Here is a 17289-nt window from a genome sequence, read left to right as displayed (position 1 = left end):
CTCAAAAAGAGCCGTGCAATTACAGTATTGACGATGACAAAAAGCCTTTGGCATATTAATCCGAAAAAGATTTTTCTGACTCTTAGTATCCTCGCGTTCTGCGTGGGGTTTGCATCGGCCATGCCTGACGGTAAGGTCGTGGATTTGAAAGTGAAAGACGGCTCCAATTCCTCACCTCTGGAATTCGTGGCTGTGACGCTTTCGGTTCCGGGACAGTCGGGAGTGAAGGGCGGATACACCGATTCGGATGGCCATTTCTCAGCCACGGTCAATCCCGGTACATGGCAACTCGAAGTGAGCATGGTAGGCTATAAACCTGTCCGCCGTACCATTAAAGTTGACCGCGACCTCACCTTCACCCTTCCACTCGACCCGATGGACTCTCTCGGCGAGGTCGTCGTCACTGCACGCGAGGCGCGCAATGCGACCTCTGCATCGCTCATCGACACCACCGCCATGCGCCATCTCCAGCCTTCGAGCTTCTCTGACCTTGTGGCTCTTCTGCCTGGCGGGATTACAAAAGATCCTGAGATGGGTGCGGTCAACAGTATCGCTCTCCGTGAGGCAAGCGGTATCACCTCGACTGACGACTATACTACTTCCGCTCTTGGCACCGCCTTTGTTGTCGACGGAGTCCGTCTGAACACTGATGCTGACATGCAGCGTACACCCGACACCAACCGTGCGGGTCATATAGCGACAGGCAAGGGTGTTGACATGCGTTCCATCTCCACTGACGACATCGAGAGTGTGGAGATTGTCAGAGGTATCCCCTCCGTAGAGTACGGCGAACTGACTTCCGGTCTTGTCAACATCAAGCGCAAGAGCGGAGTAAGCCGTTTCGAAGCCCGTTTCAAGGCCGACACACAGAGCCAGCTCCTCTATGCCGGTAAAGGTTTCGACCTCAGTGGCGACAACACCTGGATTCTCAACACCGGACTCGATTATCTCGACTCTAAGATAGACCCGCGCAACAACCGTGAGAATTTCAAGCGTGTCACCGGTTCTCTCCGAAGCCTCAAACGCTGGGACAACACTCCGGCACGCATCAACTGGACTTCGAATCTCAGTTACAGCGGCACCTTCGAAAAGGACGACAATGACCCGGATCTTTCGGTCAATAACACGATTGACTACTACAAGAATACCAAGCACACCTTCCGCTGGGACAACAGTCTTGTCTACGCTCCCTCCAATCCCTCACCCTTACAGGAACTCAGCCTCACCTCCGGCCTGAGCTATTCGAACGATCGCCTCACGCAGCAGAAGCATGTGGCCTCTTCGCGTGTGCTCCCCATGCCTGTTTCGACTGTCGGCGGAAGCAACTATGTTGGCTATCTTCCGATGCTCTATCTCGCAGACTACCGCGTGGAGGGTGACCCGTTCACCGCCTCGCTCAAAGGTGCGGGTCGTATGCGTTTCGGCGGCAGTTCACTTGCTTCGATACTGAAAGCCGGTGTGGAATGGAACATGAGCAAGAACTACGGCCGTGGTGCCGTCTATGACATCGAGCGTCCGCTGACGGCAGGAAACACCACCCGTCCGCGCGCTTTCAGCGATGTCCCGGCAATCCATCTTCTCTCCGCCTATCTCGAAAGCGAGACAAAATGGTATGCCGGTCGCCACACCATCACCCTTACAGCAGGCTTGCGCGAGACACAGCTCCTGCATCTCGACAAGAAATATGAACTCAGCGGCAAGCCCTATCTCGATCCTCGCTTCAATGCCGTGTGGGACCTCCCGGCTGTCTATGTCAACAATTATCCCTTGAATTTCGAGTTTGCGGGAGGTGCAGGATGGCACACCAAAATGCCTGTCGCAGCCTATCTCTATCCCGACAAGCTCTATTCCGACTTCGAGCAGTTGAACTATTACCACAACGTCGAGGATTACCGCGTGATGAACGTAATGACCTACATCGAGGATATGACCAACTATTCACTCCGCGCAGCGCGCAACTTCAAGTGGGAGGCGCGTGCCGACATCAGTTATCGTGGCAACCGCCTTTCCGTGACCTACTTCCGCGAAAACATGAAGGACGGCTTCCGCAACACCGGTTTCGTGCATACCTACACCTACAACCGTTACGATGCTTCCGCATTCGACCCTTACGCCGCAGGACGCGCACCGCAACTCGAAGATTTGCCTTACACTCCTCAGACCTATCTTGCCGTCCGCAGCAAGACTACCAACGGAAGCCGTACACTTAAAGAGGGTATTGAATACACCATCCAGTCACGCCGTCTTCCCAAGGTCAATACCCGTGTCACCGTCTCGGGTGCATTCTTCAAGACCACCAACAGCAACAGCCAGCCTCTCTGGTACAAGCCGAGCATCATCGTCAACAATCAGGAACTGCAATATGTCGGGCTCTACGATGACATGGATGGAAGCGAATACCGCAGTTTCAACACCAACATACTCTTCGATACCGACCTCCCGCGCCTCGGACTGAACTTCTCGATAGGTCTCCAGAACGTATGGTGCACTTCGCGCCGCACTCTCCGCCGCGATGGCATACCTGTCCAATACATGGATGCCGACGGCACTCTCCGGCCCTACACCGAGGAGTCGATGACAGACCCCTACCTCAAGCAGCTCGTAAGGAACTTTGCTGAAAGCTCTTTCGCGCGTCAGACAGTCCCTTCGTCAACGACTGTCAACCTCAAGGCCACAAAGTCTTTCTGGCAGAAACGCATCGGGCTTGCCCTCTATGTCAACCGTCTTCTTGCAATTGAACCGAACTATGAGCGCTACGGCATAACCATCCGCCGTTACTCCACACCATATTTCGGTATGGAGCTCAACTTGAAGATATGATAATCACAATCGTAAAAACAAAATTATAATCTAAATAAACCGCTAATTATTATGGCATTCAACAAAATTCAGATCAAGCATCTGCTTCTGTGTGCAGTTCTTACTGCCGGCATGTCGACTTTTACTTCATGCTCGGATGATGACAACGACGCTCCCGATCCAACTTATCCTGTAACCGTAACAGAAAATCTTCCTTCGGAGATTCCCGCTACCTATACCGTTGAATCCGGTTCTGTTACCTATACCGAACTCAACACAGGCCGTGTGACCACATTCAACCTTCCTCTTTCCGCAACAGATGTCCTTCCCGCAGGAACCTACGACATTGACGGAACAATGGTTGTCAAATATACCGATGCCGAAGGCAATGCTGTCGAGCAGACTCTCCGCGCCGTAGCCACCCAGCAGGTTGTGAGCGCCACGTCATCGCCCGTCACTCTCAAATGGTTCTTCTACAATCCCGACAACTCTCTCGTGTTCAGCGAAATCTACTGTGCAGGTTCTCCCAATGCAAAGGGTACAAGCGGTCTATACGATACCTTCTTCAAAATCTACAACAACACTGACTCTGTCATCTATGCCGACGGTCTTGCAATCGTTGAGAGCAAGTTGACCAATGTTTCTACTGACAAGATTCTGACTGAAGCCAACTTCCCCGAAAACAACTTCACAGCCCAGACTGTCTACGTCATCCCCGGAAGCGGACGCGATGTGGCTATCAACCCTGGTGAATCAATCAAGATTGTCGACCAGGCCATTGACTGGAGCGCTCAGGTTGCCGGTGCGCTTGACCACCGCGATGCTGACTTCGAATGGTATGACGTTGTCACTGTCGGCACTGTCCGTGACACCGACAACCCCGATGTCCCCAACCTCGACAAGTGGTTCAGCTACTCCGCAACCATCTGGCTCCCCTCAAACCAGTGTAACCGTTCCTACGCTATCGTGCGTTTCCCCGAAGGGATGACTGCTGAAACCTTCCTCGCACAGCAGGCAGGTGACTATACCTACATCAATGCCGCTACCGGCAAGGAGATGAACGGCACCAAGTGCTATCTCATCAAGTATGACTGGATTCTCGACGGTGTGAACCTCTGCCCCAATGAAAGCTGGACTTCCGGCGCACTCAGCACTTCGGTTGATGCAAGCCATGCCGCTATTTCCGATGCCAAGACCGATCCCAACCGTTTCGGCAAGAAGTTCGTCCGCAAGACTGCCGGTGTCTCTCCCGCAGGTAATACCGTCCTCAAGGACACCAACGACTCCGCTAACGACTTCGAAGTAGTTTCAGCCCGATAAAATAGTTTCAGCTCGATAAATCAAACTGATGTCGGAAAAACTGACAAGACATATCACCAACAACTATCGTCTGATGGCAATGACTGTGGCCATGACCCTCTCCGCAGGGGTCATGGCTCAGTCAGCTTCCATGCTTCCGGAACTGCAGCGTCTCTCTCTCCCGACGCTTGAGAGCGCTCTTGCCGATTATGAGGCTAATCCTGCCTCGATGGTGTATCGGGACAGCGTCTCACTCTCGTCGCTCGCTTTCAATCTCGACATAGCGCGCGAGGGTAAGCCTGTGATGGTTCAGCTTGGCGACGGACATACGCTATACGGACTTTCGGCTGCATCCTATACACGTCTCAGTCAAAAGAGTGTGGTGTGGGGTGATGCCGCTTTCGTGACCGGAACATACCGCAACATACGATGGTCTGACATCATCGACTACCGACGGGTTGCCCCCTATGTCCTCGGTGATGAGGTCGGGGGAAATCTCAGCACCCGCAGCTACAGTTTTTCCGGTGGTTACGGCCATCAGTTTGACCGCTGGACTCTCGGAGCTCATGCCGCCTACCGCGCTGAGGTTGCCTACCGCAACCGCGACCCGCGAGTGAAGACTGTGGTCTCCGATCTCGATCTCAATCTTGGCGCGACTTACCCTCTTGGCCGCAACATGCTCGGCCTCAAAGCCGGAATTAATGTCTACAATCAGAGTTGCGATCTTGATTTCTACAATCCTGTGAACGACATCAACACCTACACCCTCACGGGCATGGGGACATATTACCGCCGTTTCATGGGCAACACCAACAAGAACAGCGGTTACTCATCGTTCGGTTACAATGCCGGAGTGCAGTGGCTTCCGACGGCTTCCAAAAACGGACTTGCCGTCACCGCCGCATACTCACACTACCGCATGGAGCAGCAGTTGCGCAACTTCAACAACCTCACTCTCGGCTACACCGACAACGATGAGGTTGACTGGACTGTCGCCTACGGTTTCTGCCTGTCCTCCTCCCTGACTTTCCGTCCGGTTTTCAAAGGCACTTTGTTCAAACGCAAAGGCACCGAGAATCTTTTCGGAACCTCAGCCGGTGCAAGCTACGACAAGATTGGTTCACGCACACCCTACTCATTCAGCAGCAGAACCATGCAACTGTCATTGCCGCTGCAGTGGCAGACCGCGAAAGTGTCATATCTCACCTTCACACCCGGCGTGGGCTACGGTTATGAGCGCGAGAGCTATTCCGAGCCCTACCGTCGTCTTGAGGTCAGCCATCTCGCCCCTCAATTGGACGTGGACTTCACGACCGTTTCCGGAGGCTGTTGGCTCTGGAATCTTTCAGCCGGAGGGGAATATGCCTTGGCGGATGCCCTTACACCTGTCCTCACGGATTTTGAAACCGACACATCGCTCGGTCAATCAGTCCTGTCGAATTACTCAATGTTGCAGGCTGACCGCCTCGGTGTGAGGATTTCGGCAGGAGTATCGCGTCCGGTCAGCAATTTCATTCTGTCACTGTCCGTCGCATACACCATGACGGACTATATCAATGAGGCAAGCTGTCACGGAGCCGTGCTGACATTGGCAGCAAAATTCTGACAAAACAACAATAGCATCTTATAAATCTATCCAAATACAGTATAATGAACCGAAACTCCGAATCTGTAATATCGGTAAAAAATCTCACCCAGCGCTACGGCACCGGACGAGTGATTTACAGCGACCTGAGTTTTGAGGTACCTAAAGGCCGCATCCTCGGTCTTCTTGGAAAGAACGGTACCGGAAAAACGACCACCATCAATATCCTGATGGGTTATCTGCGTCCGCAGAAGGGCGAATGTAAGATCTTCGGCGAGAACATCACCGAACTTTCACCCGCCACCCGTGCGCGCATCGCCCTGCTCATCGAGGGCCATGTCCAGTATTCATTCATGACCATAGGTCAGATTGAGCGTTTCTATTCGAGTTTCTATCCGAAATGGAACCGCGATGCCTACTATGAACTCATGGCCAAGCTCCATGTGTCGCCCGGTCAGAAAATCTCGTCAATGTCGTGCGGACAGCGCTCGCAGGTGGCTCTCGGCCTCATTCTCGCGCAGAACGCCGACCTCCTCGTGCTTGATGACTTCTCGCTCGGTCTTGATCCCGGCTACCGCCGTCTGTTCATCGACTATCTGCGCGAATTTGCCAAGGCTGAGGAGAAAACAGTGTTCATGACCTCGCATATCATCCAGGATCTCGAACGCCTCATCGACGACTGCATCATGCTCGACTACGGCAAGATTCTCACCCAGATGCCGGTCGACGAACTGCTCAGGGACTTCTCGCGCTACACTCTTCCGACCGATGCTCCGGTTGAGAAGTTCACCGAATCCGGTCTCTTCATCAATCCGGGTAAAATCAAGAACGAATTGGAATTCTACACCTTTAAGCCCCTTGACGAAGTGCGCTCGCAGCTCTCGACTCTCGGAGTAGATGCCTCCGGTCTTGAACGTCGCGAGATGTCGCTGGAGGATGCTTTCATTGGTCTGACAGGTAAATATTGATAACTATGGAAAAAGCGCTTATATTCAAGGAATGGGTGAAGACACGCATGGTGTTCTTCATCTCGCTTGCACTCGCTGTCTGCGTGGCTCTCTATGCCGTGCTGATGATGAAGAGGTTGATAGAACTGAAGGGTGTGGACCATCTCTGGCTCATCATGCTTCTCAAAGACAATTCATTCATCGATATTATCAAGTATGTGCCTCTTGTCATCGGTCTTGCCCTCGGCGTGGCCCAGATGGCTCCCGAAATGGCTCAGAAACGTCTGAAACTCACCCTCCATCTTCCCTATCCGCAGGGCAAGCTCGTAGGGCTGATGCTTCTGACAGGTCTTGTCGAGCTTTTGGTCATCTTTGTCATCCAGGCTCTCATCATCGGCATCTATGACGCCTCGGTTCTCCCCTCGGAACTGGTATGGCGGGTGATGCTGACCACTCTCCCCTGGTATTTTGCGGGCTTCACAGCTTATCTTTTTGTCACTTCAATCTGTCTGGAGGGCACTTGGGCGCGCCGCGTCATCCTCGCCCTGCTCGGGATTGCCGTGCTGATGATTTTCTTCCTTCAGCCCGCACTTGAGGCCTACAACGGCATGATGCTCATAATTCTCATTACGACTCTTCTTCTCACCATTCTCTCATTCGGTTCAATCGCAAGGTTTAAGGAGGGCCGTCAGGATTAAAATCATGAAAAAAGCTTATAATATACTGCTCATCGCACTGGGAATAATAGTTTTGTCATGGTTCTTGCCGTGGCTCTATTCAATCGTGTTCCCGTCAGCCGCTTCAGATCCGTTCATCGCCTATTCCCCGGTCAACGACAGGATGATTGTCTCTGAAACCGGTGACGACAAGAATCTGGCTATCTATTCGCTTGATGCCGACGGCAACCGCAAGGAGGGTTCCTACACCAAGGAACAGCGCGACTCGCTTCTGCCACAGATTTATTACACCCAACTTATGGCCAGCGAGGCTCTGCCCGACACAATCGCAGGTATCGAGGTCGGTGTGGCTGCCTTCAAGCACAGCCAGTGGGTGTTCTCGGCTCTTCCCCGCGACATCAACAAGGTCATGCCCGAGGTTTATCTGATGATGGAATCCATGCCTGCGCGCATCGACCTTGAAGATCCGAAGGAAGTGTTCCGTTTCCGCGACGGAAAGGTTGAGTTCATCGACATGGAAACCAACGCTGTGATTGAAGGCCGGTCGAAGCGTTTTACTGATATTTTCAACGAGCGCGGTTTTGCCCTTCCGATGCGCGCCTATTCCGCCAACATCACAAGCCGCAAGCCCTACGACGAAGGCTATCTGATGGTCGATGCCAACGGTGACCTCTATCATACCAAAATGCAGGCGGGCCGTCCCTACATGATGAAGGTCAACAAGCCGGATTCGGTCAAGGTGGCTCATGTCTATATCATGGAGAATATCGACACCCGTCATCTCGGCATTGTCAGTGATGAGAACCATAATCTTTATGTGCTCGAACGTGCCGGTTACCGACTGATACCACTTCCTGTCGGAAAGGTTGACCCGGAGAAGGAGAAGATTTCAATCGTGAAGAATATTTTCAACTGGGTGGTAAAGGTGACCGGTCCCGAGGGCGTACGTTGGACTGCTCTTGATTCCGACGACTACCACCGCCTCGCTTTCTATTCGAAAACCTACACCGAGAGCGCTTCGCAGAAGGCCGCTACCTACATCTTCCCCTACGAACTTTCGTTCACTTCGGTGTCCGACTGCTATGCTTCGCCGAGATTCGAATATTTCTCATGGCACGCCATCTTTCTCAATGTTGTCCTTGCCGTGATTCTCTTTGTGGTCTACCGTCGTCGTGGCCGTGTGGCACCCTGCATCGCCGCATGTTCGGTAATTACATTAATATTCGGTATCTTTGCATTCATTCCCCTTATGATTGTCAAAAATTAAATACAATAACATAAACACTAAAGAAAAAATGAAAAAAACTTCAATCTTCACACTTCTTGCAGTCATCTGCATGGTAATGATCTCTTGTGGCGGTGCGTCAAAGGGCGCAGCCGAAGATTCTACAGTCGAGGCTCTCCACGTGGATCAGGTTCTCGCCAATCCCGACAGCTATCTCGGTGACACCATCGTCATCGAAGGCGTATGCTCCCACCTCTGTGCCCACGGTGGCCGCAAGGCTTTCATCGCCGGTTCAGCCGACAGCATCATGCTCCGTTGCGAGGCTTTCCCTCTGATGGGTGAGGCTTTCCCCAAGAGCGTTGTGCGCCGTCCTCTTCAGGTGAAGGGTATCCTCCGCGAAGAGCGTGTGGATGAGGCCGCCATTCAGGAAATGATCCGCAAGAACGAGGAGGCTCAGGCTGCTGCCGCTGCAAACACTGAGCTTACCGACAGCACCGCTACAGCCAAGGCTGAGAGCGGATGTGCTACCGAACGCACTGCCAAGGGCCAGCGCAACCTCACCACTTTCGAGGACCGTATCAACGATTTCCGCGCAAAAATCGCCGCACGTCAGGAAAAGGAAGGTAAGGACTACCTTTCATACTACTACCTCGACGCAATCTCTTACGACGTTCTCCCTGAATAAACCCGTCAGCACACCGTGGCTATAGATAAGCCTATAGGTTTTCCAACTATCAGAAGCTGTTTTAAATAAAAAATCGATGTTTTCGTAACCACCGACACTTGATGGTGTCGGTGGTTACGTTATTTTTCCGGTATCGCAGATGTACATACCCCGAGATTAGTCCAAGCGTCGTTTCGGGAATTTCTGTCGTATGAACGGCACATACTGTTTGGGGTGTCGGCTATTATTCTTCTGTCCCTTCGGAATAGGCTGAGTTTCCGTGACAGCTACCGGCATAGTTTCTGTTGACACAAATGCTTCCGGTTCGATAAACTGGTTCTCTATTTCCTGAACTTTAGTGTCCGTTGCCGGATTGGGTGCGGCTTGTTCCTCACGTTTTGCAGAGGTACGGCGATGTGCGGAAGTTGAGCGGGAAATAGCCTTATCAATCTCAGGGCGCAGGAGGGTGAAAATCATAGTGCACTCCAATGGCCGATCCTCCGTATCAGGATCATCCATGAGAAGATATGAGTCAATGGAAGCCAACGCCATTTTCTTGATATACTCCCCGTCAGTGAGTAGACGACAGCAGTCGTTCACCCGCTCACGGATATAGGAATAAAACTTTTTGGAGACCCGAAGGCGTGTGGCATTCGGTGCAGATGCGGTCTGAAGGAGAGATTTTTTCATATCGGGAGATTAATTTTGTTTTCACCAACAAAATTAATAACCTGAATCGTCAAAAAGATGCGATAATGAAAAACCGTAAGGATTTTTCCGGCTATCTTTTCCCGTAGCTTTCGGTGGGTTCGGCGGCGATGCCGGCGGGGGTTTCGGTGAGGGTGTAGGATGCGCAGTTGTGGGGTGAGATGATGTTGTTGTAGAGGACTTCAAGGGTGTGGTCGCGTTCTTTAGGATTGCGCAGGTTGCATTCCCATACGCGTATGACACGCCACCCCAATAGGCGCAATTCGACGTCGTTGCGATAGTCGCGGGCTATGTTCAGGTTGATTTTGTGTCGCCAGAAGTCAATGTTGGTTTTGGGGAGACGGAAGTATTTGCAATCCTTATGGCCGTGCCAGAAGCAGCCGTCGATGAAGACGGCAGTCTTGTATTTTCGGAATACTATGTCGGGACTTCCGGGGAGCTTGCTGTTGTTCACGCGATAGCGCAGGCCTTTTGCGAAAAGAAAACGCCTTGCCATGAGCTCCGGCTTGGTGTTTCTTCCCTTTATGGCAGCCATGCAGCGGCTGCGCTCCTCAGGTGTCATTACGTCCGTCATAGTGTAATGATAAGCTTGCGCAGTGAATCGATCCAATATGGGATTTCAATATTGAATGTCTCTTTGAATTTGGTCTTGTCGAGTACCGAGAATGTCGGTCGGACGGCTTTCGACGGAAATTCATCGCTATGGCAGGGACGGATGCTGCACGGGTAGCTTCCGTCGACAGCCGGGAATGCTATTTCCTGAATCATTTTTGCGAAGTCAAACCATGAGCACACGCCTTCATTTGAATAGTGGTATATGCCTTCATGCCCGATGTATTTTCCATTGTCGATTATGTCCACGATAGCATCGGCAAGGTCGCGGGCGTAGGTCGGCGAGCCGATTTGATCAACCACTACCTTAAGTTCCTTGCGTGACGGAATCAATCCGAGCATTGTTTTGACGAAATTCTTGCCGTATTCAGAGTAGAGCCATGCCGTGCGGATGATGATGTGACGACATCCGCTTTCTTTTATGGCCTCCTCTCCGTGGAGTTTTGTTCGTCCGTAGGCGCTTGTCGGGTTGACGGTGTCTTTCTCCGTAAGTGGAGTATTTCTGTTATTCCCTCCAAACACATAGTCGGTCGAAATCTGAATCAGCGGTATGTCACATTCCTTTGCGGCTTTTGCGAGATAACCGACAGCGGTTGCGTTGATAAGTTCGGCTATATCTTCCTGCTCCTCCGCACGGTCAACGTCAGTGAAAGCCGCACAATTGACAATCAGTTGGAAGTCGTTGCATCTGACACCGAGGCTCACAGCCTCAGGGTCGGTTATGTCGATGTCGTCGACATCTGTGAATATATATTCGTTGGCAGAATTGGCGGAGGCGTCGCGGAGACAGTTGCCGAGCTGACCGTCACCGCCGGTGACAAGGATTCGCATGATTACAGACAGTTTAGTAAAAAAACACAGATACAGAAGAATTTTGTTTGTTTCTTCTGTATCTGTTTAATGGCTTTATTCAGTAAATAGTTCTGTCAATTAGAGAACTTTCTTGTAAAGCTCCACGATTTCCTCGATGGTCACGTCGCGGGGATTGCCGGGGGTGCAGACATCGGCGATGGCCTGCTCAGAGAGGGCGGGGATGTCCTTTTCGGTAATGTTGATGTCGGCGAGATGCTGGGGAATACCAACCTTGATTGAAAGAGCCTTGACAGCATCGCAAGCGGCCTGAGCGGCTTCTTCCTTGGTCATTCCGCTGATGTCAACACCCATTGCTTCGGCGATGGCGGGATATTTGTCAAGACAGGCGGGCATGTTCCATTCCATGATGGTCGGGAGAAGGAGTGCGTTGGCAACACCGTGGGGAATGTCGAAAAGTGAGCCGAGGGGGTGAGCCATACCGTGGACAAGGCCGAGACCCACGTTGGAGAATGCCATACCGGCAACGTATTGGGCAACTGCCATAGCGTCGCGGGCCTCAGCGTTGGAGGGTTCGGCAACAGCAGTGGGGAGGTTGCGGCTGATCATGCGGATAGCCTCGATCTCAAACATGTCGCTGAGCGCCCATGCTCCCTTGGTGATGTAGCCTTCGATAGCGTGGGTGAGGGCATCCATGCCGGTTGCGGCTGTGAGCGATGCGGGAAGGGTGTACATGAGTTCGGCATCGACGATTGCCACGGCGGGAATGTCGTTGGGGTCGACGCACACCATCTTCTTATGGTTTTCCTCGTCGATAATGACGTAGTTGATGGTTGTTTCGGCAGCAGTACCTGCAGTTGTGGGGAGTGCTACGATGGGCACACTCTTATTTTTGGTGGGAGCGCAGCCTTCGAGCGATACGATATCGGAGAATTCAGGGTTGTTGATGACGATGCCCACAGCTTTCGCGGTGTCGATTGACGAACCGCCGCCGATGGCGATGATGAAGTCTGCACCGGATTTCTTGTAGGCTTCAATGCCGTTCTTGACATTGGTCACAGTGGGGTTGGGTTTTACGTCGCTGAAGATTTCGTAGGGGATAGCGGCGGCATCGAGCACGTCAGTAACCATTTTGGCTACTCCGAACTTCACGAGACCGGCATCAGTGACGATGAGGGCCTTGGATTTGCCGAGACGCTTTACAACTTCGGGCAGCTCCTTGCGTGCGCCCGGGCCGAAGTATGAAACTTCATTGAGAATAAACCTGTGGATCATGATTTTAAATTTATTTAGTTGTTGTTGTGAGGGATTCTGTTAATTAGCTGAAATTGTGAATAGGGCCAAGTGTCAGTTTCATTAGATACTGTCCGTATTGGTTTTTTAGCATCGGACGCGCTATTTCCTTAAGCTGCTCACTGCTTATCCAGCCTTTGGTATAGGCTATGCCTTCGAGACAGGCGATCTTCAGTCCCTGACGTTTCTCAAGGACCTCGACATAGATTGACGCCTCTGCGAGGGAATCGTGGGTACCGGTGTCGAGCCAGGCGAAGCCGCGCGGAAGAGTCTTGACTTTCAGGTCGCCGTCGTTGAGGAATGTCTGGTTTACGCTTGTGATTTCAAGTTCTCCTCGGGCTGAGGGACGGATGGATGAGGCGATGTCGACGACCTTGTTGGGATAGAAATAGAGACCGACGACGGCGTAGTTGGATTTCGGCTTTTCAGGCTTTTCCTCAATGGAGAGGCAATTGCCATCCTTGTCGAATTCGGCGACACCGTATCGCTCGGGGTCGTTGACCCAATAGCCGAAAACGGTTGCTTTGCCGTCGGTTTCTGCAGCAGCTACGGCCTCTTCGAGAATCGATGTGAAACCGGCTCCGTGAAATATGTTGTCGCCGAGGACGAGGCATACCGGATCGTCGCCAATAAATTCCTTTCCTATTATGAAAGCTTGTGCAAGCCCGTCGGGCGACGGCTGTTCGGCATACTCGAAGTGTACCCCGAAATCAGATCCGTCACCAAGCAGGCGCTTGAATCCGGGAAGGTCGTTAGGGGTGGAGATGATGAGTATGTCGCGGATTCCGGCAAGCATGAGGGTCGATATGGGGTAGTAGACCATCGGCTTGTCGTAAATCGGAAGCAGCTGTTTGCTGACCCCCTTGGTGATAGGGTAGAGGCGCGTGCCCGAGCCTCCGGCCAGAACAATTCCTTTCATGGCTGTTGATTTCTGTATTGACAGTTGTTTGGAATGCAAATGTAGGAAAAATATTCGATGAAAAAATATCCTGTATGTCGCAGGAAGGCTGTTTGCAACAAGGTGGAGTGGTTTTTGAATCAAATCTGAAAAAAGTAGCTACAGATGGCATAAACGACCGGAGGGAATATTTCCTTGTTTGAGGAAAAAGCTGTAAATTCGGTGACACAAATGAAATCGAGATATGATTCTCAAAACTGAAATCGACCATGAAAAAGAATATAGTATCAGCCATTCTTTGCCAGCTTGCCGTCTGTTTTGCGCTTGCAAGTGGATACCGGACATTATTTGACGAGATGCAGCCTTCGTGGAAAGGCAAGGTTCTTGTCTCGGCCAACAGCGGACAGGTACTTACCGACAATGATCTCAAAAGGATATATGCCAATCATGTGAAAGCTATAGATGTGACTGACGATACAGTCCGATTCACTTTGAGGGGTCTCGATGTCCGGGCGGTCGAAAGTCAATTGAAGCCGGCCTATAGGGCTGAGTTGACCGTCAACGGTAAGAAATGCAAGTACAGTAAGGATGAGTTGCCATATTCGCGTCCGAAGACTTCGCAATACATGCTGTCGGACAGTTGCTTTTATCTCACCTTTGACCTTTCGCCTCAATTTCAGACAGTCGGTGTCAAGACTTGGATTTCCGGCTTTCTTGTGACTGAAGGGCTGCCGGAGAAAGGACGGAAATATCCTCTGACCACTCTCGAATATGATGAGGATGAGCCGATTTTGCCGTGGAAACGTTCAATGGGCGATGCCGCGACTCTGCAGGTGGTCTATATGCCGGCGTGTAAGGATTATTTTCCGGACGATTTTCTCCCGGAGGATTTACGGAGGAAGTGCATAGTCCTGTCGTCAGTAGCAATCAGTGACGGATATGTGGAAGTTGTAGAGTTCAAAGAGGCGAAAGGCGGTCGTCCGGCCTCGATGAAACTCCGTCTGGAGTTCAATGCTTCGCTTACAGGTGGCGAGAATGGTGAGCATTCGTCTGCCATCAAGGTAGAGAAAAGTGAGATTTCATTGGCGCAGATTGAAAAAACGGCTTTGGAACCGATGTTTTTTGAGATGGACTACGGGTGGCAACACAGGTATCTGCCGGAGGATACATTCGGAGCAAAGTAAGGCGGGTTTGACAAACCTTCATGTCAGCGGCTGCGTTATTCTGAGTAGGATTAAACAGCAGTGACTATGAGATATTGGGTTTTTACAAGCAAGCCCGAACATTTTAAAATGTCGGAGGCATTGGTGCCGGGCGAGACGCTCGATTGGCCTACTTTCGCGCGCTTCAAGTTTGAGGTGGGTGATCTTGTGTTCATCTATGCCTCGAATCCGGTGCTTCAGATGATTGGAAAACTTGAGATTGAGGAGCTGAATCTTAGTTTCAGCGAGGTCAATCCACGCAATGATCTCCGCAAGTGGCCGAAACGACATTCATCAATTCCGTGGATGCGTATGCGTGTGCTTCAGCAGGCCCCGGTTCCGTTCAAGCCTTTGCAGAGAGGAAGTTTGTATTACCACACGGAATTCAAACCGTCGCCCTATCCGAAACTGCTCCATGAGGGTGAGATTGACTATGTGATGAGGGCTTTCAACGAGGCTATGACCTATCGCGCGGATATGGTGAAGTATCCCGACGGCTTAAATCCTGTTGCGCTCGACAGAGTGACGCATGGAGAGATTCTCAGGAATATTCTCTCTGAATTGAAGGATGGTCATGTTGTCGGGTTGGGGTTTTCGAATGAGCTGGAAGTGGAGGATTCTGCCGGAAGAGATGAACCGGAAGTTCAGAGAACAGAAAATCAACTGATGGTGAAAGTCTCGACGGGAGGGAAAAGTGCTGCGATGGTTTCCTTTACATTCAGTGGCATTATCCGTGCGAATTGGACTTACGAACATCTGAACAATGCCCTTTCCGGTGTCAGGCTTGATGTTGAAGACACCTACCTGCATTTCCATTTCGACGGAGCCGAATTGGAAATCCTTGCCGAAAGATTGCGCATAGATTGAACGCATTGATTCTTGCATCGGGAGTCTCCCGGAATGCAAAGAACCCATGCGCCAATATTTGCACAAAAATTTCACCATGCCCCGAATACATACAATTAATAAATCTGATTTTCATAATGCCGCTTTTTTAGACCAAAAATCGCAAAACATTCTCTAAATGAGAATGTTTTAATAAGAAAACGATTATGAAAAAGATTTTACTTTTACTCGCTTTGGCATTTGGTATGGCTGTGTCGGCAAATGCATTGACCTACGAAGAAGCTTTTGATTCAATCAAGGCAATGCCCGACATGAAAGGTGTTGACGGCACAGAAGTCAGCGGACATAATGATTTTGCAGCAATTGGCGTTACAAACGGACAAATGCTTGTATGGTCCGGTGAACGTGGCAGTCAGACCGGGGTATATGGAAATGCCATATACAAACTTATCGGTGAATTACCTCCCTCGGAAATGATTCAATGTAAAATGACGGATAGTGCGATATTTGCAATATTCGCAAAACCTGTGTCTAAGGATTCCAACAGAATAATAATTTTTTCTGATTCAGCATACGCGGGTTTTACAGGGGCACTAATCGGATATATCTCAAATGATGCCCTCAATGCCCTGAGAACAGCAATTCTGATACCCCGACATGGAGGGGGTACAGCCTTGTATCTTAACGCGATGAATTTTTAATTCTGCGCTTGCATAGGTATTGCATTGCAAATTGCAACAGTATTATCGGACATCTTCGATATTGTTGGACATCTTCGATATTGTTGGACATCTTCGATATTGTTGGACATCTTCGATGCCCGTGGTGGAAAATCATCCATCTAACCCCATGCCTCGCGCCTGATGAAAAATTCCGGCCTGTGGCCTGCATTTTTCATCGTCGCTCGTGATGGGGCTACCATCATATCGCTGCCTCGCAGCTTATCGGATGCCATCCGGATTCTTCCAGGAATGCAAGAATCCATACGGTTAAGATTCACACCGGAATTTCACTATGTGCCCATTAAATTCGTAAATAACTGAAAAAGGCACGGAACGTTAGAAGATACAAAATATTAATTTCAAGTAAATGTTATACTCAAGTAAATATTATACTTTTGTTTCTTTTGTTTATTATGTTCTTTTGTATCTCTTAAAAGAAAAACCTGCAAGTTTTGAAAATCAAATGCTTGCAGGTCTTTCAAGTGTCCGAGATGAGATTCGAACTCACACAGTCTTACGACCACTACCCCCTCAAAGTAGCGTGTCTACCAATTCCACCACCCGGACGAAAAAATGTCGGTTGAAACGACATCTGTATTTTTTCAAGCCACTCAGCCGGAACCGCTGTTCCGAAACCATTCAGAAGAATGGGAGTGCTATCGTTGATTTCATAGAAAAATCCTGACTAAAAAATCTTAATCAGGATTTTCGAAGTGTCCGAGATGAGATTCGAACTCACACAGCCTTACGGCCACTACCCCCTCAAAGTAGCGTGTCTACCAATTCCACCACCCGGACAAAATGTCTGTCGAAACGACTTTTGAGAATATTAGAGCGAAAAACGGGACTCGAACCCGCGACCCCAACCTTGGCAAGGTTGTGCTCTACCAACTGAGCTATTTTCGCATTGATTGCGCTTGACAGACAAGTATGTTAATGTTCTCTCTTAGAGCGAAAAACGGGACTCGAACCCGCGACCCCAACCTTGGCAAGGTTGTGCTC

The 17289-nt window shown here is 50.6% G+C and carries 15 protein-coding genes and 4 tRNA genes (1 of these 19 cut by a window edge); 10 read left to right on the top strand and 9 right to left on the bottom strand.

The features are described 5' to 3' along the window. The first annotated feature begins 33 nt into the window (after positions 1-33). Genes QZ310_RS10530 through QZ310_RS10500 form a run of 7 tightly spaced genes read left to right on the top strand, consistent with a single transcriptional unit; the run spans position 34 to position 9217 of the window. Positions 34-2820 (top strand): carboxypeptidase regulatory-like domain-containing protein, encoded by a 2787-nt coding sequence (locus tag QZ310_RS10530; RefSeq protein WP_297072550.1) that lies wholly within the window; start codon positions 34-36, stop codon positions 2818-2820. Positions 2821-2871: 51 nt separating this feature from the next. After that, positions 2872-4119 carry a DUF4876 domain-containing protein gene (locus tag QZ310_RS10525; RefSeq protein WP_297072548.1) on the top strand — a complete coding sequence of 416 codons (1248 nt, stop codon included), beginning with the start codon at positions 2872-2874 and terminating at the stop codon, positions 4117-4119. A gap of 28 nt (positions 4120-4147) precedes the next feature. Then, positions 4148-5704 carry a DUF6850 family outer membrane beta-barrel protein gene (locus QZ310_RS10520; protein WP_297072546.1) on the top strand — a complete coding sequence of 519 codons (1557 nt, stop codon included), beginning with the start codon at positions 4148-4150 and terminating at the stop codon, positions 5702-5704. Between the two features lie 44 nt (positions 5705-5748). Then, positions 5749-6651, top strand: coding sequence for an ABC transporter ATP-binding protein (locus tag QZ310_RS10515; RefSeq protein WP_297072544.1), 903 nt, complete (start codon positions 5749-5751; stop codon positions 6649-6651). Positions 6652-6656: 5 nt separating this feature from the next. Then, complete coding sequence (locus QZ310_RS10510) at positions 6657-7328, top strand: hypothetical protein (RefSeq protein WP_297072542.1); 672 nt, start codon at positions 6657-6659, stop codon at positions 7326-7328. Positions 7329-7332: 4 nt separating this feature from the next. Next, positions 7333-8574 carry a DUF4857 domain-containing protein gene (locus QZ310_RS10505; protein WP_297072540.1) on the top strand — a complete coding sequence of 414 codons (1242 nt, stop codon included), beginning with the start codon at positions 7333-7335 and terminating at the stop codon, positions 8572-8574. Between the two features lie 28 nt (positions 8575-8602). Beyond that, positions 8603-9217 (top strand): hypothetical protein, encoded by a 615-nt coding sequence (locus QZ310_RS10500; protein ID WP_297072537.1) that lies wholly within the window; start codon positions 8603-8605, stop codon positions 9215-9217. Between the two features lie 156 nt (positions 9218-9373). On the opposite strand, the gene QZ310_RS10495 is transcribed toward QZ310_RS10500, so the two are convergent. The 5 genes from QZ310_RS10495 to rfbA all read right to left on the bottom strand — a co-directional run bounded on the left by QZ310_RS10495 (position 9374) and on the right by rfbA (position 13538). Next, positions 9374-9886 (bottom strand): hypothetical protein, encoded by a 513-nt coding sequence (locus QZ310_RS10495; RefSeq protein ID WP_297072534.1) that lies wholly within the window; start codon positions 9884-9886, stop codon positions 9374-9376. Between the two features lie 91 nt (positions 9887-9977). After that, positions 9978-10478 carry a very short patch repair endonuclease gene (locus QZ310_RS10490; RefSeq protein WP_297072532.1) on the bottom strand — a complete coding sequence of 167 codons (501 nt, stop codon included), beginning with the start codon at positions 10476-10478 and terminating at the stop codon, positions 9978-9980. Continuing rightward, positions 10475-11347 carry a dTDP-4-dehydrorhamnose reductase gene (gene rfbD, locus QZ310_RS10485; protein WP_297072530.1) on the bottom strand — a complete coding sequence of 291 codons (873 nt, stop codon included), beginning with the start codon at positions 11345-11347 and terminating at the stop codon, positions 10475-10477. Before rfbD ends, QZ310_RS10490 begins: the two co-directional genes overlap by 4 nt. A 99-nt stretch (positions 11348-11446) precedes the next feature. After that, positions 11447-12601, bottom strand: coding sequence for a lactaldehyde reductase (fucO, locus tag QZ310_RS10480; protein WP_297072528.1), 1155 nt, complete (start codon positions 12599-12601; stop codon positions 11447-11449). A gap of 43 nt (positions 12602-12644) precedes the next feature. Next, on the bottom strand, positions 12645-13538 hold the full coding sequence (gene rfbA, locus QZ310_RS10475) for a glucose-1-phosphate thymidylyltransferase RfbA (RefSeq protein ID WP_297072525.1): 894 nt from the start codon (positions 13536-13538) through the stop codon (positions 12645-12647). Between the two features lie 248 nt (positions 13539-13786). On the opposite strand from rfbA, the gene QZ310_RS10470 reads away from it, so the two are divergent. From QZ310_RS10470 to QZ310_RS10460, 3 genes are all read left to right on the top strand, one after another. After that, entirely contained in the window at positions 13787-14701 is a 915-nt protein-coding gene (locus QZ310_RS10470) for a hypothetical protein (protein WP_297072523.1), read from the top strand. Positions 14702-14809: 108 nt separating this feature from the next. Then, positions 14810-15586, top strand: coding sequence for a hypothetical protein (locus QZ310_RS10465; RefSeq protein WP_366141976.1), 777 nt, complete (start codon positions 14810-14812; stop codon positions 15584-15586). Between the two features lie 185 nt (positions 15587-15771). Further along, positions 15772-16266 (top strand): hypothetical protein, encoded by a 495-nt coding sequence (locus QZ310_RS10460; protein WP_297072519.1) that lies wholly within the window; start codon positions 15772-15774, stop codon positions 16264-16266. 504 nt (positions 16267-16770) lie between these two features. Here QZ310_RS10460 and QZ310_RS10455 read toward each other — a convergent pair. The 4 genes from QZ310_RS10455 to QZ310_RS10440 form a co-directional block, all read right to left on the bottom strand. Continuing rightward, positions 16771-16854, bottom strand: a tRNA-Leu gene (locus QZ310_RS10455). Between the two features lie 147 nt (positions 16855-17001). Continuing rightward, a tRNA-Leu gene (locus QZ310_RS10450) sits at positions 17002-17085 on the bottom strand. 35 nt (positions 17086-17120) lie between these two features. Continuing rightward, a tRNA-Gly gene (locus tag QZ310_RS10445) sits at positions 17121-17193 on the bottom strand. A gap of 44 nt (positions 17194-17237) precedes the next feature. Continuing rightward, positions 17238-17289 (bottom strand) — tRNA-Gly (locus QZ310_RS10440) (it continues 121 nt past the right edge of the window).

The organism is uncultured Duncaniella sp. (assembly GCF_910577345.1).
GTDB lineage: Bacteria > Bacteroidota > Bacteroidia > Bacteroidales > Muribaculaceae > Duncaniella.
This window is presented reverse-complemented; position numbering and strand designations above follow the sequence as displayed.

Excerpts from the sequence above, each read along its gene's own strand:
- fucO (WP_297072528.1), bottom strand. The coding sequence starts at position 12,601 with ATGATCCACAGGTTTATTCTCAATGAAGTTTCATACTTCGGCCCGGGC.
- QZ310_RS10510 (WP_297072542.1), top strand. The coding sequence starts at position 6,657 with ATGGAAAAAGCGCTTATATTCAAGGAATGGGTGAAGACACGCATGGTG.
- QZ310_RS10495 (WP_297072534.1), bottom strand. The coding sequence starts at position 9,886 with ATGAAAAAATCTCTCCTTCAGACCGCATCTGCACCGAATGCCACACGC.
- rfbA (WP_297072525.1), bottom strand. The coding sequence starts at position 13,538 with ATGAAAGGAATTGTTCTGGCCGGAGGCTCGGGCACGCGCCTCTACCCT.
- QZ310_RS10460 (WP_297072519.1), top strand. The coding sequence starts at position 15,772 with ATGAAAAAGATTTTACTTTTACTCGCTTTGGCATTTGGTATGGCTGTG.
- QZ310_RS10500 (WP_297072537.1), top strand. The coding sequence starts at position 8,603 with ATGAAAAAAACTTCAATCTTCACACTTCTTGCAGTCATCTGCATGGTA.
- QZ310_RS10505 (WP_297072540.1), top strand. The coding sequence starts at position 7,333 with ATGAAAAAAGCTTATAATATACTGCTCATCGCACTGGGAATAATAGTT.
- QZ310_RS10530 (WP_297072550.1), top strand. The coding sequence starts at position 34 with ATGACAAAAAGCCTTTGGCATATTAATCCGAAAAAGATTTTTCTGACT.
- QZ310_RS10465 (WP_366141976.1), top strand. The coding sequence starts at position 14,810 with ATGTCGGAGGCATTGGTGCCGGGCGAGACGCTCGATTGGCCTACTTTC.
- QZ310_RS10515 (WP_297072544.1), top strand. The coding sequence starts at position 5,749 with ATGAACCGAAACTCCGAATCTGTAATATCGGTAAAAAATCTCACCCAG.
- QZ310_RS10470 (WP_297072523.1), top strand. The coding sequence starts at position 13,787 with ATGAAAAAGAATATAGTATCAGCCATTCTTTGCCAGCTTGCCGTCTGT.
- QZ310_RS10525 (WP_297072548.1), top strand. The coding sequence starts at position 2,872 with ATGGCATTCAACAAAATTCAGATCAAGCATCTGCTTCTGTGTGCAGTT.
- rfbD (WP_297072530.1), bottom strand. The coding sequence starts at position 11,347 with ATGCGAATCCTTGTCACCGGCGGTGACGGTCAGCTCGGCAACTGTCTC.
- QZ310_RS10490 (WP_297072532.1), bottom strand. The coding sequence starts at position 10,478 with ATGACGGACGTAATGACACCTGAGGAGCGCAGCCGCTGCATGGCTGCC.
- QZ310_RS10520 (WP_297072546.1), top strand. The coding sequence starts at position 4,148 with ATGTCGGAAAAACTGACAAGACATATCACCAACAACTATCGTCTGATG.